The sequence below is a fragment of the Janthinobacterium sp. OK676 genome, from assembly GCF_900103595.1.
Taxonomy (GTDB): domain Bacteria; phylum Pseudomonadota; class Gammaproteobacteria; order Burkholderiales; family Burkholderiaceae_D; genus Janthinobacterium.
Genome location: NZ_FNHA01000009.1, coordinates 282,432 through 303,331, shown reverse-complemented (window position 1 = coordinate 303,331; position 20,900 = coordinate 282,432). Strand labels below are relative to the sequence as shown.

Genomic DNA, 20,900 nt, shown 5'->3' with positions numbered 1-20,900 from the left:
TGCTGGTCACCGATGGCCATGCCGCCTACCGGGCTTTTGCGAGGGAAGCGGGCATCAGTCATCAGGCCGTCAACTTGCGCGCCGGCATCCGCGTGCAGGGCGCCGCCCACGTGCAGAACGTCAACGCCTATCACAGCCGATTGCGACAATGGCTGGGCCCGTTTCACGGCGTGGCGACGCGCTATCTGCCGAACTACCTGGGATGGCGCTGGATCCTCGATGCCGGGCGCATCCGCTCACCCGAAACGTTATTGAAGGCAACATTGGGCGCATTCCCACATCTGACGATGACATAGCCTAAAAAAACCGGGACATGTCCCGGTTTTTGCTGATGTGGCGAAGATTATTTCTGATAAATCTTGTCGAACTCACCACCATCGTCAAAGTGTTTCTTTTGCGCTTGTTTCCAGCCGCCAAAGACGTCATCAATGGTAAACAGCGTGATCGGCTTGAAGCTGGCCGCGTATTTCTTGGCCACTGCGGCCGAACGGGGACGCAGATAGTGCTTGGCGACCAGTTCCTGGCCAGGTTCCGAGTACAGGTATTGCAGGTAGGCCGTGGCTTCCTTGCGGATGCCGCGGCGGTCGACGACCTTGTCGACGACGGCCACCGGCGATTCGGCCAGGATGGAGATGCTTGGATACACGACTTCGAAGTTGTCGCCGAATTCGGCGCGCACCAGTTGTACTTCATTTTCAAACGTCACCAGCACGTCGCCGATTTCACGCTGCGTGAAGGTGGTGGTGGCGCCGCGACCGCCGCCGTCGAGCACGGGCACGTTCTTGAACAGCTTGCTCACCAGTTCGCGCGCCTGCGCTTCGCTGCCGCCTTTTTTCACGGCATAGCCCCAGGCCGCCAGGTAGGTGTAGCGGCCATTGCCCGAGGTTTTCGGGTTCGGCACGATGACCTTGATGCCGGGCTTGGCCAGATCGTCCCAATCCTTGATGTGTTTCGGGTTGCCTTTGCGTACCAGGTACACCATGGTCGAGTAAAACGGCGCTGCGTTGTTCGGGAATTTCTTGGCCCAGTCGGCCACCACGAGGCCGCGATCGACGAGGATGTCGATGTCATTGGCCTGGTTCATGGTGACGACGGACGCTTCGAGGCCATCGGCAACGGAGCGCGCTTGCTTGCTCGAGCCGCCGTGCGACTGCTTGATGGTGATGGTTTCGCCCGTTTTGGCTTTCCAGTCAGCAATAAATGCGGGATTCACATCCTTGAACAGTTCGCGCATCACGTCGTACGAGGCGTTCAGCAAGACCACGGGTTCGGCGGCGGACACGGTCATCGGCAGGCTCATGGCGGCTGCGGAAGCGGCCAGGGCGCTGGCCAGGAACCAGCGGCGCGAGCGTTGGGTGAACGTGGCTGCGGCAGTCGATACGGCGTTGGAATGGGTCATGTTGAACTCTTGTTGTGAGAATAGATAGACATAGTCTAAAATTCCGGCCGGAAAAGAAACGAATTTTTCGTAATATGCTTAGATTTGATTCCCGTTTACGCTAAAAAACAGATATCGATTTTTGGAAACATTCGTGGGCAAGGCGCGCATCAGCACTTAGTCTGCAAGCATCGCGCCATAGGCAGAACCGGTCTGTGGCGTGCGGCAAAAAACCCGATTGCGCCGCTTGGTGTATAGTCGAATCGCGCGATACAGGGGTAAAACCGTCTGCATCGGCAACTGGAATATTTTGTGAGCGTACATGAGTCTTGAAATTCGTATTGCAACATCGACCGACGCTTTCGAGGCGTGCAATGTATTACGACGCTCCATCGTCGAATGCTGCAGCCTCGATCATCGGGACGATCCGGCCATCCTGGAAGCCTGGCTGGGCAATAAAACACCGCAGATGGTGGCGTGCTGGTTCGCGTCGCCCACCAATTTTTCGCTGGTCGCAGTCGAGGCGGGCGCCGTCGTCGGCGTCGGCTTGCTGACGCGCGCCGGCAAGCTGGCCCTGTGCTACCTGCTGCCCGAGGCGCAAGGCCGCGGCGCCGGCAAGGCGCTGGTGGCGCAACTGGAAGCGCAGGCGCGCGAGTGGGGCATCAAGGCCCTGCAGCTGCACAGCACGGCAACGAGTCAGGACTTTTTCGTCAAGCAGGGTTATGTCGAGGCGGGCAATGTGCGCTCGCCCTATGGCGTGGAAACGGTATTTTGCTGGAAACGGATTGATCCCGCGGGCATCGCCAGCGGCGACCCCAAGCGCAAGCGCTTTTGCAACTGCAATTCGGCCTGACGCCTGTCCTGCACTTCAGCCCGCCCATCCGGCGGCGGGCCTTTCCCTTCTTTTGCTCTCTCTTAATAACTAATCTGGATATACACGCCTTGCGGCGCAGCATCGTTTGACGGCAGCAAGGTGCCGCCGCTAAACAGTTTCAGTTCGCCCGGTGCGAACGCCAGCCAGTTTTCGTTTTGCGTCAGCGGATGCGTGGCGATGACGGCGATGCGGTCGTCAAGGTGGTTGTGCTGGCGAAAGTCGATGCTGCGCTCGCAGTCGATCAGCTGGGCCACGGAAAACGGGTATTCGCGTATCACGTAGTGCAGATGCGTGGAGCAGTGGGCAAACAGCAGCTCGCCGTCCGACAGGATGAAATTGAAGCTGCCATGGGCGGCGATGTTCCTGGCGACCTCGGCGATGGCGGCGCGCAAGTCGGCGCGTGCCGGTTCGCCGGCGGGAAACTGAGCGCGCAGGCTGGCCAGCAGGTGGCAGAACGCCTGTTCGCTGTCCGTGTCGCCGCTGGCGCGGTAGTGCGCGTTGGCGGGCGCGCGCCACGTTTTCAAGTCGCCATTGTGGGCAAACGACCAGGTCTTGCCCCACAGTTCGCGGGCGAACGGGTGGGTGTTTTCCGGCGCGATGCGGCCCTGCGTGGCTTTGCGGATGTGCGCGACGATGTTTTTCGCCTTCACGGGATGGCGCTGTACCTGGGCCGCCAGCGGCGAATCGATGGCGGCCAGGTGATCCGTCAGCAGGGTGCAGCCGCTACCGGAATGATAGGCGATGCCCCAGCCGTCGCGGTGCTCGTCCGTGCGTCCGCCCCGTTCGGCAAAGCCGGCGAAGGAAAATCCCAGCGCGGCCGGCTTGCTGCTGTTCATTGCGAGTAACTGGCACATGGCGGCCCTTCCTGATGATATCGGTACACGCCCACAGTAAAGGCGGGCGCCGGGGGCGGGAAGGAATGTTTCCGAGTATCGTTATGCGCCGGCCGTCGCATCGCTTATGTGCTGGGCGCATATCAAATGGCGAAACCATTCGTTCTCCTTTGCTTGGCGCTGCCTTAGTCTGCACACTTTGGCGCCGCCTTCCCCATGAGGGCAGCTGGCGCAGCCCGATGAAGGAGCACGTATGCCATTTCCCGTCCTGAAAAATTACCTGGCCCGCCTGTCGCACCAAACCCAGGCCGGCACCAGCGTCTGGCTCGACGGGGAGGGCAGGGCGCTGGGGCGCTTTTTCAATTGCACCATGACGAGCGCTTTCCAGCCGCTGCGCGAACTGGAAAGCGGCAAGCTGCTGGCGTTCGAGGGCCTGGCGCGCAGCGTGTCGAAGGCGGACGAGGGCTTGTCGCTGTGGCGCTTGCTCGATCACGCGGCCAGCGACGACGAATCCGTGGAGCTGGACCGGCTGTGCCGCATGCTGCATGCGATCAATTTCTTTCGCCAGAGCGAAGCGGAGGAGGCCGACCTGTACCTGAACGTGCATGACCGGCTGCTGAGCGCCGTCAGCAGCAATCACGGCCACGCTTTCCAGCGCATCCTCGACGCGCTGGGCTTGCCCATCGAGCGCATCGTGCTGCAATTGCCGACGGTCACGCCTAACCAGGGCTGGCTGCTCAACTACGTGGCCGACAATTACCGGCGTAACGGTTTCCGCCTGGCCATCAACGTGGCCAGCGTGCAGGAGGCAACCGGCATGCTGGAGCGTTTGCACCCGCATGCGTTCAAGCTGGACGCGGGCAATCTCAGCGACGAGCAGGCCGTCGCCAGTTTCGTCACCGTGTGCCATGCGGCGAAAATCCGCGTCATCTTCAAACGCCTCGACACACCGGCCGCCTTGGCCGCGCTGCAGCGCATAGGCGCCGCCACGGGCTTGCCCATCGTCGCCCAGGGATACTTGCTGGACAAGCCATTGACGGCACTCGCGCAGGCGAAAGAGGGCGTCGCGTCCATCGTAGCGGCCGCCTGACGCAAAAAGCGGGGCAATCAGGCGCGTACGATAGGCATGGAGGGTTTTTCTTCGCAGCACAATACGCTATAGTATTCCCATCGTTAAATTGGACTGACTATGGCATCGCGCAGAAATTTTCTACATCACGGTATGGGCCTGGCCGCGCTGGGCCTCGTTGCCACTCCTCTCATCGGCTGCGCTTCGCGCACGGCCGCTCCCGTCTCGGCTTCGGCCAGCGCCAAGCCGCGCGCGCCGCGCACGGGCGTGCCGCCCCAGCCGACGCAACTGGCCAGCGTCGACCGCTCGATCACCTCGCAGTCGCGCCAGGCCATCACCGAGATGGAACCGCCGCCCGACATCTTCGACGCGCAGGCGCTGGACCTGGAATTCTGGCTCAAGCCCCGCACCCTGGAAGTGGTGCGCCCGGCCAGCAATGAAAAGGCAAAATTGCTGTACTGGAAAGATGGCGAAGTCATCGATTCGGCCTACCAGGAACTGTGCCACTTGCTGCGCGACGTGAACGGCAAGAAGACGGCGCCCATCGATCCGAAACTGCTGGAAACCCTGTGGGGCACGCAAGCGTTCGTGGCCCGCTACGGCATCGAGCAGCCGCTGGAAATCCTGTCGGGCTACCGCACGGCCGAATCGAACGGCAAGCTGCGCGAAGCGGGCGTACCCGCCGCGCGCCAGTCGCTGCACATCTCGGGCCGCGCCGCCGATATCCGCGTGGCCAATTTGAACGCGGAAGTGCTCGGTTCGCTCGTGCGCAGCTTCAAGCAGGGCGGCGTGGGCTTTTATTACCGCTCCGGCCCCCGTGGCGGCTGGATTCACGCAGACACGGGATTGCAACGCACCTGGAAAGGTTAAGCCTACGCTTAAAACGCCTGACAAAACAGTTTGCTCAGGCGTTTTTGACTAATCGTAGTGGTAGGGCGGCTCCGGCACGCTGTCGGCGTGGATCAGTTCCAGTTCGTGCAGCTTGGCGGGGCGCTCCCACCAGATGCGCCAGCCGCGGCGCTGGTTTTCCAGTACTTCCGGGTGCGTCTGCAAATAGCCGTCGATAAAGCGGGTAAAGTCGGAGACATAGCCGCTGCGGCGGTACGGTAGTCGATGGCGCATGCGTGTCCTCCCATGATGTTCCCTTTTGACCGCCCTGGCGCGCAAAAGTGCCGCACTTTCCACCGCACTTTGCATATTCCCATGAAACTGTCCAGCCATAACATCGAACTGTTCCTCGCCGTCGTCGACGGCGGCTCGTTCTCGGCCGCCGCGCGCGCCTTGCGGCGGGCGCCATCGGCCGTCAGCATGGCGATCGCCAACGTCGAGGCGGAACTGGGCATCGCCCTGTTCGACCGGGGCGCGCGCGAAGCCGTGCCCACGCCCGCCGCCATGGCGCTGATCCCGCACGCGCGCCTGATCGCCGAGCAGTTGAAGCAGTTGCACCTGCACGTGCAGGAATTGTCGCAGGGATTGGAAAGCCGCATTTCGCTGGGCATCGCGGCCGAGCTCGACCATACGCCTTTCCTGGCCGCCGTGCGCGCGCTGTCGCAGCGCCATCCGCTGCTCGACATCGAAGTGCTGACGGCGCCGCAGGACGACGTGCTCGACATGCTGCACCGGGGCCGCATCAGCGTCTGCATGGCTTTTGCTGGCGGACGCATCAATCACGAGGAACAGTTCCAGCTGGTGGGCAGCGATGCCTTGCTGGCCATTATCTCCACCCAGCATCCGCCCGACGCGGCGGGCCGGCCCCTGTATATCGAGGAATTGGTGAATTTGCGCCAGATCATCGTGGCCAGCCGCGAACTCGACCTGGCCGATGCGCGCCCCGTCGTAGGGCTGTCCTACTGGCGCACGGACAGCTTGCCGATGGCGCTGGCGATGGTGGAGGCGGGACTGGGCTGGGGCAACTTCGCCGCCTCGGCCATCCAGGATTCGCTGGCGGCGGGGCGGGTGCGCTGCGTGGCGTTCAAGAATACGGGCAATGGCCTCGTCGTGCCCATCCACCTCGTGTGGATGAAGGACCGGCTGCTGGGGATGGCGGCGCGGTCCTTTCTTCAGTTGCTCAGTGAAGCGGCCTGAACATTCGCTGGCTCTTCCTTCGGCTGCTGCGCCGACAGGGGCACGCCGAACAGGCCGTCGAAGAAGTAGTTGAAGATGAAGCTGTAGCACGGGATGATCAGCATCAGCGCGAAATCGAGCACGAACGCTTGCCACAGGCTGATGTCGAGCCACCAGGCGATCAGCGGGATCAGGTAGATGACCAAGGTGATCTGGAAACCGATCGCATGCAGGATGCGGCGCCAGACGGTGCGCGTGCGCGACACCTGGCGGATTTCCCAGTATTCGAATGCCGTGTTGTAGAGCAGGTTCCAGATCACGGCGATGGTGGTGATCATGATTGCCAGCGGCCCGGTGCTGGTGGGCGATTCGCCCGAAAGCAGGGTCAGCCAGGCCGTGGAAATGGCCATGCCGATGATTTCAAAGGCGGTGACGTAGACGATTTTGCGTTTGATGCCTTGCATGTAAAGCCTGTAAAGAAGAGATGGCGGTCATTTTAAGTCAGGTATGCTGATGTTTGAAGTCGATAGCTGTCAGTTTTTCTGATTGATTCGGCGTGGGAATACCATGCTGGCCGCGAACGGGGGATAATGGCGGCTGGCGGGCAACCGGTCCCGCCGCATCACCGCAGAAAAGGTCAACGAGCATGCAAGGCGCAGCAGACAGCAACATCCCCGACGTTCCCGGCACCCCCGCCAGCGCGGACGAACGTCCCCGTTTCCGCCCCCGTCCATGGGAACACCTGGAAACGCCGTACGACGTGGAAGTGTGGATCGAGGAACATAACCGCAGCATGCAGGACAATATCCGCGCCACGGAAACGGGCGTGGGCATCTGCTTTACCCTGGCCGAAGGGGGCGACATTTATATGCAGACGAGCGCCGACGGCGCCGTCGTATTGGACGTGACGCCGGACGCGGCCTGGGTGTCTCCGCTGATCAGCGCGGCCACGGGCTGCGAGACGCCGGCCTCGTCCTTGTGGATATTGCCTGACGATAAGCTGATCCAGCTGATCGTGGGCTTGTCGAGCCTGGTGGCCAGCACCTTGCTGGTGGTGGGCCATGATTTCGGCTTGCGCCGGCGTGGCATGGGGCGCTGAGCCGTTTTCACTGCAGTGGGGCGGGTCATGCCCCTTGCCCGGCTCCGCTTTGCGCTGTAAGATGCTGGCGTTGTAAAATATGCCATGCCCACGCTAGCATGCCTTCCGCCTATACTTCGATTGAAAAGCCTGCGATGCATAATGATAAGCTGGACCTCCGCAACATCAGCCTGGTGTGCGTGGAAACGCGTTATCCCGAGCTGGCCAGCTTTGCCATCGAGCGCTGCCTGGCCGGCGCCGATTTCAAGGAATGCCTGCTGTTCACTTCCCGCCTGCATGACTTGCCCCCGCATATACGCCAGGTACTGATTGCGCCCATCGAGAGCGTGGAGGCGTATTCGGCATTCATGGTGCATGAGCTGGGCGCCCATTTCAGCGGCACGCATGTGCTCATCATGCAGTGGGACAGTTTCGTCGTGGATGTGCGCCAATGGCAGAACGCTTTCCTGGACTGCGATTACATAGGCGCACCGTGGTCGCATCGCCCGGTGGCCGTCGGCAATGGCGGCTTTTCGTTGCGATCGCGGCGCCTGTATGAGGTCTTGCCTCAGTTGGCCATCACGCAAGTCCATCCCGAGGACTATGCGATCTGCGAGTTGCATGGCGACCGATTGCGCGAGGATTTTGGCGTGCGCTTTGCCGACGCCGACCTGGCCTCCAGCTTTGCCTTCGAATGTGTTGAACCCACCGGCCCCACGTTCGGTTTCCATGGTTTTTTCAACTTTGGCCGTGTGCTGGACGACGTGGCGCTGCGTGATTACTTGCTCATGTGCGACGATGCCTTGATGCATGCCTCCGCCGTGCGCAGGCTGGTCAAGCAGCTGTATGGTTCCGGCCGCTACCGGATGGCGGCACACGTATTGCGCCGGCGCCTCAACGGTGGCGCCGCCATGTTCGCCGATGCCTGTCTGCTTGCCCTGCGTGCCGGCTGGCATGCGCTCACGCGTGGCCGCTCGCGCGCCCCTGCGCTGCCGGCGTAGCTGTCCTGACCGCTTGTGGCGAAAGTGGCATATCGGCAGGCATGGCTCGACACTGCGCGTGGCGCGTGCTAGTCTCGCTACTGCACCCACCTGTTTTCCAGGGCGGCCGTGCCAAGGACAGCCATGGATACACCACCGCAAGCGGTACCTGCTCTGGATTCCTCTCCGCCCGGCCACGACGGCGTGCCGCGGCATGTCGCGCCTCTGCTTGACGATGGCGTCTTCAGTCCGGAACGGATGAAGGCCGAACGCGAACAAGCGTATTTCAACGATTTATACCTGCTGGCGCCCGTCGCCTATTTCGTGCTGGGCCTCGATGGCGTGATCCTGCAGGTCAACCTGGTGGCGGCCGAACTGTTCGGCCTGGCGCGCGGGCGTCCTGGCCACGTGCTGTTCCGTTCTTTTGTGCACGAGGCGTTCCGCCGCGATTACGAACAGTTCGTGGAACGCGTGCTCAATAGCAGCGAGCCCGAGCGCATCCAGCTGCAGGTGCAACTGCCCCCGCCGCGTCCCGGCGTGCGCGAGGCGGGCTTGCCCGTCAGCCTGCTGGGCAGCGCCGACCCGAACGGCCAGGCGCTGCGCCTGGTGCTCGAGCAGGCCGAGGGCAAGCTGGCCGCGCTCGAACGCAGCGAAGAGCGCTTCCGGCGCATCGTGCACAGCGCCGAGGAGGGCATCTGGGAAATCGATGCGCAGGCGCTGACCAGCTTTGTCAATCCGAAGATGGCGCAGATGCTCGATTGCCAGATCGAGGATATGCTGGGCCAGCCGCTGGCCGCTTTCATGGATGAGGAGGGGCGCGCCATCCTCGAGCGCAACATTGCGCGGCGCCAGGATGGCATCGTCGAGCGCCACGAATTCAAGTTCCTGCGGCGCGATGGCAGCACCTTGTGGGCTACCCTGGCCACCAATCCCATCTTCGACTCCAGCGGCACCTACCTGGGCGCGCTGGCGCTGGTCAGCGACATCACGGCGCAGCGCGCGGCATCCGAACGCATTTGGCGGCAAGCCAATTTCGACCAGCTGACGGGCTTGCCGAACCGCCACATGTTTCTCGACCGCTTGCAGCACGAGGCGGCCCACGCCAAACGCGAGGGCGCTTGCCTGGCCCTGCTGTTCATCGACCTCGACCATTTCAAGCAGGTGAATGACAGCCTCGGCCACGAGAAGGGCGACATGCTGCTGCGCCAGGCGGCGCGGCGCATCACCGAACGCGTGCGCGCCACCGATACGGTGGCGCGCCTGGGCGGCGACGAATTTACCGTTATCCTGGCCGGCGTGGGACAGCTGGGCGGCATCGAGCGCGTGCTGCAGGAGCTGACGGCCGCGCTGGCCCAGCCTTTCGTGCTCGACGGCGATACGGCGCAAGTGTCGGCCAGCGTGGGCGTGGCCCTGTATCCGGCCGACGCCGAGGCGCCCGACACCTTGCTGCGGCATGCCGACCAGGCCATGTATGCGGCCAAGAGCGCGGGGCGCAACGGCTACAGCTATTTCACGCCGGCCTTGCAGCAGGCGGCCGAATTGCGCCGCAGCACGGTGCGCGAGATGCGCCTGGCGCTGGCGCAGGACCAGTTCGAAGTGCATTACCAGCCCATCATCCGCCTGTGCGATGGCAGCATCGAGCGGGCCGAGGCGCTGCTGCGCTGGCGCCATCCGCTGCGCGGTTTGCTGGCGCCCGCCGAGTTCATCGGCTTTGCCGAGGCGAACGGCCTGATCATCGATATCGGCGAGTGGGTGTTCCGCCAGGTCGTGCGCCAGGCGCGGCAGTGGCAGGACGAGCATGGCGCTTCGATCCAGATCAGCATCAACAAGTCGGCCGTGGAATTTCGCTGCGACGCCGCGCTGTACCAGGACTGGGGCGGGCATCTGGCGCGCCAGGGCCTGGCGCCGGGCGCCATCGTCATCGAAACCACGGAAGCGGTGCTGCTCGACGAGGCGCGCCAGGTGGTCGATCGGCTGCGCCAGTTCCGCGCCATGGGCCTGGCGCTGGCGCTCGACGATTTCGGCAGCGGCCAGGTGTCGCTTGCGTGCATCCAGAAGGCCGATATCGACTTTCTCAAGATCGACCGTTCCCTGGTCGGCGAACTGGGACGCGACGGCGCGGGGCAGGGCCTGTGCGAGGCGATCATTGCCCTGGCGCAGCGGCTTGGTCTGAAAGTCGTGGCCGAAGGCGTGGAGACGGCGTCGCAGCGCGACCTGCTGCGCGCCGCCGGCTGCGACTATGCGCAAGGGTATTTCTTTTCGCGCGCGGTGCCGGCGGGACAGATGGACCGGCTGCTAGCGTCTCAGCCGGCGGCCTGAAGCGTTTCCTGCGCCGGTCCGGCGCCCTCCATCAGCTGTTCCACGGCGGCCAGGGTTTCGGCAGCGCTGACGGAGGCCAGGGTCAGCCCGGTCGCCAGGATGACGCGGTAGTGGCGGCTGGCCGGATAGAACCAGCGGTAGTTGTCGGTGCGGATGTAGTAGCCGACGATTTTCTTGTCATACGCCGAAGCGATGTGGATCACCGACGTGTCGGGCGACAGCACCAGTTCGCAGCGGCGTATCAGGGCCGCCAGCTCCAGGATGTGGCCGGTGGGCGGCGCGCTCATCACGTTGGCATGGGCGGCGCCACGCACGATCTCGGCGGCGCGCGCCTCGGTGCCCGGCGCGGCGATCACCAGCAGCGCATGGCGCGGATAGCGTGCCGCCAGGGCGGCGCAGCAGCGCTGTGCATCGGCCACGCTGACCGTGCGTTGCGCATTGCTGCCCTGGAAATTGAGGCAGAACAAGCCTTCATGAGCACGCAGCAGGCTGTCGCAGGCGAGGTCGACCCGTGCCGCATGCGCGTCCACGCCGAACAGTTCATAGCGCATGTCGATGTCGCGCAGGCCAAACCCCTCGAACGTGGCGAAAAAGCTGTGCAGGATGTGGCGGCTGCGGTCGCACGGTACCGTATGGTCGAACATGCCCAGCTTCGCCGTCGAAGTACCGTACTTGGGAATGGCAAAGCCCGTCAGATAGCGGGCCCCCAGCCATTTGATACGCAGCAGCAAGGGAATCGAAAAGCGGTTGTAGGGATTGAAGATGACGTCGTAGCGGCGCCGGCGCAGGTCGGCGATGGTGGTGCGCAAGTCGCGCAGCAGCGGCTGCTTGTCCCAGATGAGGATCTCGTTCACATGCGGATTGTCCGCGATGACGTCGCGGTTGGCGCTGCTGGCGGCCACGTCGATCTGCCAGTGCGGATAGTTTTTCTTCAGTTCGCGCAGCAGGGCTGACGTGACGATCATGTCGCCGATCTTGTCGTTGCGCAAAATCAGCACCTTGCGCACCTTGGCGATATCGAGGGGCTGCTTACCGGATTTGCCCAGCAGGGCATGGCTGATCAGCCGGGCGGCGGTTTTTATCAAGGGAACTCCGGAAGTGGATGACGGAATGCGCTGGCGTACTGGTGAATTGGCCAACGACAGCAGCATCTTACGGATTTCCACTGTCCGGGGCCAGGGTGCGCGTCCTTTTTATTGCCGCGTGCGCCAGGGCGGCGCACGCGCCGGGAGCGATTATTCCAGGCCCAGCAGGGCGACAACGCGCTCGCGGCTGATGCCGACCAGTGCCGAGCTGATCGCCAGCAGCGATTCATAGCCGGGCTCGCTTGCCTTTTGCGTGAAGTTTTCCGCCAGGGTATCCATGCTGACGTTTACTTGCACCGGTTGCGCGCGGGCCACCCGTCCCGTCGCTTGCGCCAGGGCCAGGCTGACGGAGCTGCGCGCCGCCTGCAACTGCGCCAGCGCCTGCACCACTTGCTGCAAGGTGGCGCGCAGGGCTTCCACGTCGCCCGTATTCCATTCTTCCGGGGCGATGGCGGCCGGTTCCGCATCCGTGCGCACGCGGCTCATCTGGCCGGTCGGGTAGCGGATGCCGCTGCCGCGCACGGACAGGCTGTCGCGCACGTTGGCCCAGTTCGCCTCCGGCGTGCTGAACACCAGTTCGCCGTTCTCGCCCTGCTTGACGCTGATGCCTGACGGCATCAATGCGCGGTCGAAGCGCGAGACGATTTCATTCGCGCTCAGGCCAGGTTCGATATTGACCGAGCGCAAGGCCTGATTCGCGCCGCCGACGGAAAACGCCAGCACTTCCTGCGGGCCTTCCTGCAGGCTGGCCATGGTCAGGCCGCGGATGCTGAATTGCTGCTGTGCCGCCTGCGGGCTGGTATAGCCAAGCTGTGCGTCGAGCGTGCCGCCCGAGGCGCTGGCGCGCTGGCGCCAGGTATTGCTGAATTGGCGGACTCTGGCCTCGACTTGCCCTTCGCGGCCCTGGCGCGCGGCCAGCTTGGCCGCCAGTTCGCTTTTCAGCGCCTGCAACTGGCTGCTGCTGCGTTCCAGGTAGTCGAGTGTCTGTTGAGCGTTGGAAATCTCTCCCTGCAACTGGTGGTCCCAGTTGCTCAGGCCACGCTGCAAGCTCGCCGTCGACCTCTTCGCCGCCGGCGCCTCGCTGCGCGCGCTGGCGCCGCCGTTGATGGCGGCCGATGCGTCATCGACGACGCGGGCTGTGCCGGCGCCTTTGGCATTGACGCCGGAAGAGGAGGAGGTCTGAACGATTTGCATGATGGTCAGAGAAGATCAAACAGGGAAATGGTGCCAACCTTGGCGTAGGCTTTGTATGTTGCCTGCAGGGCCGTCTGGTAGCCGGTCAGTTCGATGGCAGCGGCGCCCATGTCGGTCTTTTTCAAGTCCAGCAGGGCCGAATTGTTCGACAGCGAGACATTGGCCAGGTTGCCCGAGAGCGTGGTGAGGATGTTTTGCGCGCCGCCGAAGATGGCGATCTTGCCAGAAAGTAAATCCATGCCGTCATCGGTGCCGCCGAGGCCGTCGTTGACGATGGCGCGCACGGCCGGGTCGTTCGGGTTGACGCCGGGCGCACCGAGGGTGTCGACGACCTTGTCGATCTTGTTGAGCCACACTTCCAGGTTCTTCACGTCGACGTTGGCCGCTTGGGTCACGCCATTGCCGACCACCACGGTCTGCGTGTCGGTATTGCCGACATAGGTGTAGCGCGAACCGACGGCTGCCGCCGGATCGTATTTGATCGCTGGCTGGTCGGTGGCGGTGCCGGAAAACATGTAGCGGCCTTCCTGGTCCTTCAGGTTGGCCGTGTACAGCACGCTGTCGCGCATGGCCGTCAGCGATTGCGTCATCGCATTCAGGTCGCCCGGCGTGTTGCTGCCGTCGGCGGCCCACACCAGCAGGTCGCGCGCCTGGCCCATGTCGGTCACCATGCTCGACAGGTAGTTTTCGTTTTTCAGCAGGCGCACTTTCACTGTGGCGATATTGTCCTGGTACTGGGTGACCATCGCTTGCTCGCGCGTCAGGCGCGAAATGCGCACGTTGCCGATCGGATCGTCCGACGGCAGCTGGATGCGCAGTCCCGACGACATTTGCTGGGTCAGGAAGTTGATGCGTTCCTGGTTTTGCTGAAGCGAAATATTGATCAGCGATTGGTACTGGCTACTGGCGACACGCATGATCTTCTCCTTAACCCATCATTTGCAAAGTGGCGTCAAACAGGCTATTCGCCACGGAAATGACTTTCATGTTTGCCTGGTACATATTCTGGAATTCGACCAGGCTCATCGCTTCTTCGTCCTTGTTCACGCCGCTGGTCGATTTCCAGTCGTCGATCGCTTGTGAGCGCACCGTGTTGGCCGTCTTCAGCAAGGCCTGGTTCTGCTGGCTGTAGATGCCCAGCTTGCCGACCAGTTGCGTGTCCGCGTCGCTCATCAGGACGGAACCGACCCAGCTGACGGTGATCGGTTGATTCTTGATCTCGATCAATTTCTGCAGGTTGCCGCTGTCGCCGGCCGCGCCCGTCAGCGACAGGGCCAGGTCCTTGGCGTTGAAGCCGGGAGTAATGCTCAGTTTGCCATTCGCGTAGACCAGCAGGGGACCGCCTGGCGCGCCGGCCATGGTTTTGCCCAGAGCCAGCTGTGCGTTGACCTTGCTGGTCAGCTGGGTGGCCATGTCTTGCAGCGACTGCTGCAGCGGTTTCAGGGTATTTTGCTCGAACTCACCCAGGCCGCCCATCTGGCCGCCGATGGCGACCGGGTCGAGCTTGTACGAGGACTTGGCGAAATCGAGGTTCAGGGTTTGCTCGCCCGTGTTCGTCATGCTGCTGCTCAGGGTGCCGGCCAGGCTGCCGATGACCAGCGGCTGGCCCGACTTCAGCGAGACATTGCGCGAGCCGTCCGGCTGGTCGAGCACTTCGATGCCCATTTGCGAGGCCAGGCCATCGATCAGCTGGTCGCGCGCATCCATCAGCGACGACACGTTCGTGCCCGATGCCGTGGAGGTGCTGATGCGCTGGTTCAGCGCGGCGATATTGGCCAGGGTGGTGTTGGCTTGCGGCACGATGGCTGCCCGTTGCTGCTGCACCGACAGCAGCTGGTTGCCCATGACGGTGCTGATGCTGTTGAAGCGCTGCGCCATGGCGTCGGCCGAGGTGACGATTTGCTGGCGCAGCGGCGTCGACGTCGGGTCGACGGCCGAGGCATTGAGGGCGGCGAAAAAGCCGTCGATGCCGTTGCTGATGCTGGACGCATCGTCGCCCATCACGCGCTCGAGCTGGGTCAGGTAAGGCTGGGTCTGCGAACGGGCGCCCTGGTCGGACGCGGCGCGCCACATTTGCTGGCTTTTATAGGCATCGGCAAAGCGCAGCAGGGCCGACACTTCCACGCCATTGCCGGCCGAGCGCACGCCCACGCCGGCACCAAGCGAGGACAACAGCACGCCCTGGCGCGTGTAGCCCGCCGTTTGCAGGTTGGCGATGTTCTGGCTGGCCGCATTGAGTGCGGCCTGGGCGGCGATGCTGCCTGACAATGCATTGCTGATGATGCTCATTGGGCAAGTTTCTTTCGTGAAGAGTGTGGCGCGTGCCGATGGGCAAGCCTTGAATCGTTGTTACCTTGTACAGGCGACGCTTCAGACGGATTTATTAAGCGGCGCTGCAATATTGTCGGTCTTGACAGCGCTGTTGACCGCCACGGGGGCGCCGGCCGGCGGCAGCAGCTGGCGCAGGATGGCGTCGGCGATGCCGAAGGCGCGCTGGCCGGCCATCTTGTCGGCCACCAGGTTGTCGGCCATTTCCAGCATGTCGCTGTTGATCGGGTCCTTGAAGACGCTGTCTTCGCCCGCCATCTCGCGCGTGCCCGAACGCATCTGGCGCAGCATGTGCGAGATGAAGAAGGCTTCGAACTTGACGGCCGCCTCGGTGGCCTTGGCCGCATAGCGCGGGTCGGCCGGCGTGGCTGCCGCAGGAGACTTGTCGTCGAGCGCCGAGGGCAGGGCGCTGCTGCTGTCGTTGATATTAAGCATCAGATCACCACCAGTTCGCCTTCGATGGCCCCGGCTTGATCCAGGGCTTGCAGAATTGCCATGATGTCATCGGGCGAAGCGCCCAGGCTGTTGACGACGTCGATGATCGACTGCAGCTTGGCGCCGGCCGGCCATTTGAACATATTGCCGTTGCCCTGGTCGACGGACACTTTCGATTGCGGCGTGACGGTGGTCTGGCCGCGGCCGAACGGCGCCGGCTGGCTCACTGCCGAGCTTTCGGAAATGACCACTTTCAGCGAGCCGTGCGTGACGGCGGCCGCCTTCACGCGCAAGCCTTCGGCGATGACCACGGTGCCGGTGCGTGAATTGAACACCACTTTCGGCGTATCGACGCCCACATCGACGGAGAGCGCTTCCAGCTTGGCCATGAAGGCCACGCGCTGGGTCGGGTTTTCCGGCGCCAGCACTTCCACGCTGGTGGCGTCGCGCGTCGTGGCGACGGCGCCAAAACGGCGGTTGACGGCTTCGACGATATTGATGGCGGTCTCGAAATGCGGGTGGCGCAAGTTCAGGGTGACGGTCGGCCTGGTCGAGAAATCGCTGAGGATTTCGCGCTCGATGTTGGCGCCGTTGGGAATGCGGCCCGAGGTGGGCGTGTTGACGGTGACGGACGAGCCGCTCTTGCCGGTGGCGTTCAGGCCGCCGACGACGACGTTGCCTTGCGCCAACGCATAGGTTTCATTGTCGGCGGCGCGCAGTGGCGTCAGCAGCAAGGTGCCGCCGCGCAAGCTTTTCGCATCGCCCAGCGACGAGACGGTGACATCGATGGCCTGGCCACGGCGGTATCCTGGTGGAAACACGGCGCTGACCATGACGGTGGCGACGTTCTTGCTTTTCGCTTCGGCGCCGTCCGGCATCTTCACGCCGAACTGCTTGAGCATGTTGACGACGGACTGGCTGGAAAACTTCACCTGGGTGGTGTCGCCGCTGCCGTTCAGGCCGACCACCAGGCCGTAGCCGACCAGCGGGTTGTCGCGCACGCCCTCGATGCTGACCAGGTTGCGCAGCACTTGTGCGGCGCTGGCGGGCAGGGCAAGGCCGGAGAGCGCGGCCAGCATGGCTGCCAGAGGCAGGGCGGAACGAAATTTCATGAGCTCACCTTAAAACGGCATCCATGGGCCGACGAAGAAGCGCGTCAGCCAGCCTGGTGTATTGGCTTCGGCCAGGGTGCCCTGGCCGGAATAGGCGATCTGTGCATTGGCAATGCGCAAGGACGAGACCTGGTTGTTCGAATCGATGTCGGCCGCGCGCAGGTAGCCGCGCAGGCGCACGAATTCCTCGCCCTGGTTCAGGGTCAGGGTTTTCTCGCCTTGCACGCGCAGCAAGCCGTTCGGCAGCACTTCCTGCACGATCACGGTGATGGCGCCGGACAGCGCATTTTGCTGCGTGCTGGTCGAATCGCCGGCGAAGTTGCGGTCGGCCGACAGGTCGATGCCCGTCTTGGGGAAGGTCTTGCCAAGGATGTTGGCTGCATTCACGCCGACGGACGAACCCTTGTTGAACGAGGTGCCGGCCTTCTTGCTGGCCTGCGTGGTTTCCTGCAGGGCCACCGTGACGACGTCGCCGACGCGGAAGGCGCGGCTGTCCGAGATCAGGTCCAGGCCCGCGTCGGCATTGAACACGCCGCCGCCCACGCCGCCGCGCGCGCCGCCGCGCGGCGCCACGGGCAGCGGCGTATCGGAGAAGCTGGGCGCCACCGGCGCGGCCGGCCGGCTGGCGCAACCGGCCATCAATACCAGCAGCATGGCTGCCGCGGCTTTCATGGCGACCGTCATCAGCGTGCCGCTTGCGCCAGGTATTGCAGCATGTTGTCGGCGGCCGACAGCACCTTGGTGTTCATTTCATAGGTGCGCTGGGCAGCGATCATGTCGACCATCTCTTCGACCACCTGCACGTTCGAGCCTTCCAGCGCGAACTGTTTCAGTTTGCCCAGTGCGCCTTCGCCGGGACGGCCTTCCGTCGGCGTGCCGCTCGATGCCGTTTCCTGGAACAGGTTTTCACCGAGTGCCAGCAAGCCCGTCGGGTTGACGAAGCTGGAGAGGTTCAGCTGGCCCAGCTGGGTGCCGTTGACATTGCCCGGCACGGTGGCCGTGACCATGCCGTTTTCGCCGATGGTGATCGCCGTGGCATTGTTCGGTACGGTGATCTGCGGCACCAGCGGCAATCCCTGGGCATTGACCATCACGCCGTTTTCATTGATGCCCAGCTGGCCGGCGCGCGTGTAGGCCGCTTCGCCGTTCGGACGCAGCACCTGCAAAAAGCCGTTGCCGGTGATGGCGACGTCGAATTCGCGGCTCGTCGTTTGCAGGCTGCCGGTGGTAAACACCTTTTGCGTGCCCACCATGTGGGTACCGTTGCCGAGCTGTACGCCCGATGGCGAGAGGGTATTGTCGGCGCGCTGCGTGCCCGGCTGCTGCTCGACCTGGTAAAACAGGTCTTCGAAGACGACGCGGTCGCGCTTGAAGCCCACGGTATTGACGTTGGCCAGGTTATTTGCGATGGCTTGCAGTTTGGCATCTTGTGCCTGCACGCCGGTCTTGCTGATCCACATTGCTGGATTCATGATTTACTCCTGGTAATTGGTTGGCGTTGGGCTTAGGCGCCCAGCAGGCGGTTGCCCGACTCGGTCATCGCGTCGCTGGCCTTGAAAATTTTCATCTGCATCTCGAAACTGCGGTTCAGGCTCATGGTGGCGACCATTTCCTCGACGGCCGAGACGTTGCTGCCTTCCAGGTGGCGGTCGCGCAGGCGCACCGCCGGGTCGGCCTGCAAGTCTTCGCCGCTGCGCGCCACGATCAGGCCCGCCTCGTTCTTCGTCAGCTCGCCCGCTTCCGCGTTGACCAGCTTGAGCTTGTCGACGGTCTGCATTTGCGCGGTGCCCGGCACCTGGATGGAAATCGTGCCATCGGCGCCGATCGACAGGCTGGTGTGCTCGGGAATCGTGATGGGACCGCCTTCGCCCAGCACTGGCCGGCCGTTGATGGTCAGCGCGCCCGTTTCATCGAGGTCCATGGCACCGGCGCGCGTGTAGGCTTCGCCGTTTTGCCATTGCACCGCGAGAAAACCGGGGCCCGTGACGGCCACGTCGAGTTCGCGTCCCGTTTCCTTGATCGTGCCCGTGCGCGTGCCCACGGCGCTCGACTGCGTCTGCGTCATGTGGCGGTCGTCGTAGCCGTAGCCGTTTTGCAGCGGCTGGGCAGTGGACACTTCCAGGTTGGCGCGAAAGCCGCCCGTCTCGATATTGGCCAGGTTGTTGGCGTGTACCTGCTGTGCCCGCAAGGCACGGTCGGCCCCGCTCATGGCGGTATAAATCAGCGCATCCATTGCTCTTTACCTTTGCGTATCGTGGATTACAGCGCTTGCATCAGCGATTGCAGCATGGCGTTCTCGGTCGAGATGACCTTCGAGTTGGCCTGGTAGTTGCGCTGCGACGTCATCAGGCCCACCAGTTCGGAGGTGATGTCGACGTTCGACTGTTCCAGCGAACTCGTCACCAGTTTGCCGGCCATGCCTACGCCTGGGCGGTCATACATGGCGGTGCCGGAAGTGGTCGAGGCAACCCAGCTCGTATCGTTGACGGCCGTCAGCGCGCCTTCGTCGGGGAAGGTGGCCAGGGCGATCACGCCGATGCTTTGCTTCTGGCCGTTCGTGTATTTCGCCACGACGGAGCCGTCATCGGCCAGTTCCACGCCTGTGTAGGTGCCCGAGGCATAGCCGTCGGCGCGGTCGGTCGAGGTCGTCGCTTCGCCGGCGAACTGGGTGGTGCCCGTATAGTCGATGGCGATCGTCAGCGCCGCCGCGCCAGGCGGCGTCGGCAGCACTGGCGAGGCGGACGTGCCGGTCACCAGCTTGCCGTTCGTGTCGAACGTCATGCTCGTCACTGGCGTCACATCGGCGTTGTCGAAGGTGTAGTGCACATCCACGCCCGTCACCGTCTTGACGAAGTACTGGCCCAGCGAGTGCTTGGCGCCCAGCGAATCGTAGACGATCGAGGACTTGGCGCTGTTGTAGCTCAGCTCATTGGTCTTGTCGAAAGCGGGGGTTTTGACGGCCCATTCGGACGACATATTGGCCGCGTATGCCAGTTTGGTCGACGCCACGGCGGGAATCTGGCCCGTCGGAATGAGCATGTCGCCCATGGTGCCCAGGGTGGTGCTGCCCTTGACGGCGGCGTAGCCTTGCACCAGGCGGCCGTTCGAGTCGATCAGCTTGCCGTCATTGCTTGCCGAGAAGATACCGACGCGGCTGTAGCTCATGGTGTTTTGCGCATCGCGCGCGACGAAATAGCCGCGGCCGTCGATGGCCGCGTCGAGCGCGCGGCCTGTGTTGAGCACGCCGCCATTGAGCGACATGCTTTGCGTGATCGAACCGATTTCCGTGCCCGTCGCGCGCGAGCCGGCGTACATGGCCGAAAAGTTGGCGCGGCTGCTCTTGAAGCCATAGGTGCCGGCGTTGGCGATATTGTTACTGGTGCTGTTCAACTGCTGGTTGATGGATTGGATACCGGACAGGGCGATGTCGAAACTCATGTTGACTTCCTTTAGTGAAGGACGAGATTAGTGTGCTGGAAACAAAGGGAAGGGCGGATCAGGCCGTCTTGCCGTTAAAGCCGGTGATCGCGCCAGGGTTGACTTCGCCCAGGTTCGATACGCTCAGGATCATGGCGCCGCCGGACGACAGGCGCACGCTGTTGAGCTTGCCCGCGATGTCGACCGTCGGTTTTTCGGTGCCGCCTGTGCTGACCGTCATGCTGTAGGTGCCGGCAGGCAGGCCCAGGGCCACCGGGTCGATGGTGAACGGCACCGTGCCGGCCGACTTGGCGCCCAGTTCGATCTTGTATTCCTTGTCGTCGATGCCTTTCAGGGTCACCGTGGTCATGGTGGTGCTGGCGGCCAGCGCGATGCTGCCGTTGACCTTGCTCTTGTCGAGTTGCACCGTTTCGCTGTTGACCATCACTTCGGAACCGACTTGCGCGCCCAGGGCCAGCACCTGCATCGATTGCAGCACGCTGGCATTGGCGCTGGTCAGCGCCGACAGGTTTTGCATCGCTTCCGTCTGCGCCTGCTGCGTCAATTGATTGACGAACTGGCTCGGGTCGGTCGGCGCGAGGGGGTCCTGGTTCTTGATCTGGGCGACCAGTAATTTGGTGAACATGTCCTGGGTGGCATTGCCTTGCGACTTGACCGCATTGCTGCCGTTGTTGCTGCCGCTGGTGTTATTTGTAAAGAGATTGGTTTCCATG

At 63.2% G+C, this 20,900-nt stretch carries 23 protein-coding genes; 8 read left to right on the top strand and 15 right to left on the bottom strand.

All coding sequences use genetic code 11. The features are described 5' to 3' along the window. On the top strand, window positions 1–296 hold a 296-nt coding region (locus tag BLU39_RS19035; protein ID WP_139178368.1), incomplete at its 5' end, for an IS1595 family transposase. Window positions 297–343: 47 nt separating this feature from the next. Here the strand turns inward: BLU39_RS19035 and BLU39_RS19030 are convergent. Continuing rightward, window positions 344–1,399: a sulfate ABC transporter substrate-binding protein gene (locus BLU39_RS19030; protein ID WP_092715748.1), complete on the bottom strand. Its 1,056-nt coding sequence runs from the start codon at window positions 1,397–1,399 to the stop codon at window positions 344–346. Between the two features lie 301 nt (window positions 1,400–1,700). Here BLU39_RS19030 and BLU39_RS19025 point away from each other — a divergent pair, with 301 nt between their 5' ends. Beyond that, window positions 1,701–2,231 (top strand): GNAT family N-acetyltransferase, encoded by a 531-nt coding sequence (locus tag BLU39_RS19025; RefSeq protein WP_092715746.1) that lies wholly within the window; start codon window positions 1,701–1,703, stop codon window positions 2,229–2,231. Between the two features lie 62 nt (window positions 2,232–2,293). On the opposite strand, the gene BLU39_RS19020 is transcribed toward BLU39_RS19025, so the two are convergent. Continuing rightward, on the bottom strand, window positions 2,294–3,106 hold the full coding sequence (locus BLU39_RS19020; RefSeq protein WP_092715744.1) for a class II glutamine amidotransferase: 813 nt from the start codon (window positions 3,104–3,106) through the stop codon (window positions 2,294–2,296). A 232-nt stretch (window positions 3,107–3,338) separates the two neighbouring features. Here BLU39_RS19020 and BLU39_RS19015 point away from each other — a divergent pair, with 232 nt between their 5' ends. Both BLU39_RS19015 and BLU39_RS19010 read left to right on the top strand, forming a co-directional pair. After that, window positions 3,339–4,175 carry an EAL domain-containing protein gene (locus tag BLU39_RS19015; RefSeq protein WP_092715742.1) on the top strand — a complete coding sequence of 279 codons (837 nt, stop codon included), beginning with the start codon at window positions 3,339–3,341 and terminating at the stop codon, window positions 4,173–4,175. 132 nt (window positions 4,176–4,307) lie between these two features. Next, on the top strand, window positions 4,308–5,024 hold the full coding sequence (locus BLU39_RS19010) for a YcbK family protein (protein WP_092715740.1): 717 nt from the start codon (window positions 4,308–4,310) through the stop codon (window positions 5,022–5,024). Between the two features lie 48 nt (window positions 5,025–5,072). Here the strand turns inward: BLU39_RS19010 and BLU39_RS19005 are convergent, their stop codons facing one another. After that, window positions 5,073–5,276, bottom strand: coding sequence for a DUF3460 family protein (locus BLU39_RS19005; protein ID WP_092715738.1), 204 nt, complete (start codon window positions 5,274–5,276; stop codon window positions 5,073–5,075). A gap of 81 nt (window positions 5,277–5,357) precedes the next feature. Here BLU39_RS19005 and BLU39_RS19000 point away from each other — a divergent pair, with 81 nt between their 5' ends. Next, complete coding sequence (locus tag BLU39_RS19000; protein ID WP_092715736.1) at window positions 5,358–6,239, top strand: LysR family transcriptional regulator; 882 nt, start codon at window positions 5,358–5,360, stop codon at window positions 6,237–6,239. Here the strand turns inward: BLU39_RS19000 and BLU39_RS18995 are convergent. Continuing rightward, complete coding sequence (locus tag BLU39_RS18995) at window positions 6,215–6,682, bottom strand: PACE efflux transporter (protein ID WP_034757742.1); 468 nt, start codon at window positions 6,680–6,682, stop codon at window positions 6,215–6,217. The two genes, BLU39_RS19000 and BLU39_RS18995, sit on opposite strands and share 25 nt — an antisense overlap. A 182-nt stretch (window positions 6,683–6,864) precedes the next feature. Here BLU39_RS18995 and BLU39_RS18990 point away from each other — a divergent pair, with 182 nt between their 5' ends. The 3 genes from BLU39_RS18990 to BLU39_RS18980 all read left to right on the top strand — a co-directional run bounded on the left by BLU39_RS18990 (window position 6,865) and on the right by BLU39_RS18980 (window position 10,595). Then, on the top strand, window positions 6,865–7,317 hold the full coding sequence (locus BLU39_RS18990; protein ID WP_092715733.1) for a hypothetical protein: 453 nt from the start codon (window positions 6,865–6,867) through the stop codon (window positions 7,315–7,317). A 134-nt stretch (window positions 7,318–7,451) separates the two neighbouring features. After that, the gene (locus BLU39_RS18985) at window positions 7,452–8,297 is read left to right on the top strand and encodes a DUF5672 family protein (RefSeq protein WP_092715731.1); all 846 of its coding nucleotides are present in this window, start codon (window positions 7,452–7,454) and stop codon (window positions 8,295–8,297) included. Window positions 8,298–8,420: 123 nt separating this feature from the next. Then, complete coding sequence (locus tag BLU39_RS18980; RefSeq protein ID WP_314608177.1) at window positions 8,421–10,595, top strand: putative bifunctional diguanylate cyclase/phosphodiesterase; 2,175 nt, start codon at window positions 8,421–8,423, stop codon at window positions 10,593–10,595. Here the strand turns inward: BLU39_RS18980 and BLU39_RS18975 are convergent. The 11 genes from BLU39_RS18975 to BLU39_RS18925 all read right to left on the bottom strand — a co-directional run bounded on the left by BLU39_RS18975 (window position 10,580) and on the right by BLU39_RS18925 (window position 20,899). Further along, the gene (locus BLU39_RS18975) at window positions 10,580–11,680 is read right to left on the bottom strand and encodes a glycosyltransferase family 9 protein (RefSeq protein WP_157808711.1); all 1,101 of its coding nucleotides are present in this window, start codon (window positions 11,678–11,680) and stop codon (window positions 10,580–10,582) included. The genes BLU39_RS18980 and BLU39_RS18975 overlap by 16 nt on opposite strands. 150 nt (window positions 11,681–11,830) lie before the next feature. Beyond that, window positions 11,831–12,874 carry a hypothetical protein gene (locus tag BLU39_RS18970; protein ID WP_254789013.1) on the bottom strand — a complete coding sequence of 348 codons (1,044 nt, stop codon included), beginning with the start codon at window positions 12,872–12,874 and terminating at the stop codon, window positions 11,831–11,833. A 5-nt stretch (window positions 12,875–12,879) separates the two neighbouring features. Next, window positions 12,880–13,791 carry a flagellar hook-associated protein FlgL gene (gene flgL / locus BLU39_RS18965; protein WP_092715725.1) on the bottom strand — a complete coding sequence of 304 codons (912 nt, stop codon included), beginning with the start codon at window positions 13,789–13,791 and terminating at the stop codon, window positions 12,880–12,882. A 10-nt stretch (window positions 13,792–13,801) separates the two neighbouring features. Next, a complete protein-coding gene (flgK, locus tag BLU39_RS18960; RefSeq protein ID WP_092715722.1) occupies window positions 13,802–15,163 on the bottom strand; it encodes a flagellar hook-associated protein FlgK in 1,362 nt (453 codons plus the stop codon). 81 nt (window positions 15,164–15,244) lie between these two features. Continuing rightward, window positions 15,245–15,637: a rod-binding protein gene (locus BLU39_RS18955; RefSeq protein WP_092715720.1), complete on the bottom strand. Its 393-nt coding sequence runs from the start codon at window positions 15,635–15,637 to the stop codon at window positions 15,245–15,247. Then, window positions 15,637–16,749 carry a flagellar basal body P-ring protein FlgI gene (locus BLU39_RS18950; protein ID WP_092715718.1) on the bottom strand — a complete coding sequence of 371 codons (1,113 nt, stop codon included), beginning with the start codon at window positions 16,747–16,749 and terminating at the stop codon, window positions 15,637–15,639. The genes BLU39_RS18955 and BLU39_RS18950 overlap by 1 nt, the downstream gene beginning before the upstream one ends. Window positions 16,750–16,758: 9 nt before the next feature. Next, the gene (gene flgH / locus BLU39_RS18945) at window positions 16,759–17,421 is read right to left on the bottom strand and encodes a flagellar basal body L-ring protein FlgH (RefSeq protein WP_092715787.1); all 663 of its coding nucleotides are present in this window, start codon (window positions 17,419–17,421) and stop codon (window positions 16,759–16,761) included. Between the two features lie 11 nt (window positions 17,422–17,432). Beyond that, window positions 17,433–18,221: a flagellar basal-body rod protein FlgG gene (gene flgG / locus BLU39_RS18940; RefSeq protein ID WP_171985002.1), complete on the bottom strand. Its 789-nt coding sequence runs from the start codon at window positions 18,219–18,221 to the stop codon at window positions 17,433–17,435. Between the two features lie 32 nt (window positions 18,222–18,253). After that, window positions 18,254–18,982 carry a flagellar basal body rod protein FlgF gene (locus BLU39_RS18935; protein ID WP_092715716.1) on the bottom strand — a complete coding sequence of 243 codons (729 nt, stop codon included), beginning with the start codon at window positions 18,980–18,982 and terminating at the stop codon, window positions 18,254–18,256. A gap of 26 nt (window positions 18,983–19,008) precedes the next feature. Next, entirely contained in the window at window positions 19,009–20,187 is a 1,179-nt protein-coding gene (locus BLU39_RS18930; protein ID WP_092715713.1) for a flagellar hook protein FlgE, read from the bottom strand. A 58-nt stretch (window positions 20,188–20,245) separates the two neighbouring features. Further along, window positions 20,246–20,899, bottom strand: coding sequence for a flagellar hook capping FlgD N-terminal domain-containing protein (locus BLU39_RS18925; RefSeq protein ID WP_092715711.1), 654 nt, complete (start codon window positions 20,897–20,899; stop codon window positions 20,246–20,248). Window position 20,900 lies beyond the last annotated feature (1 nt).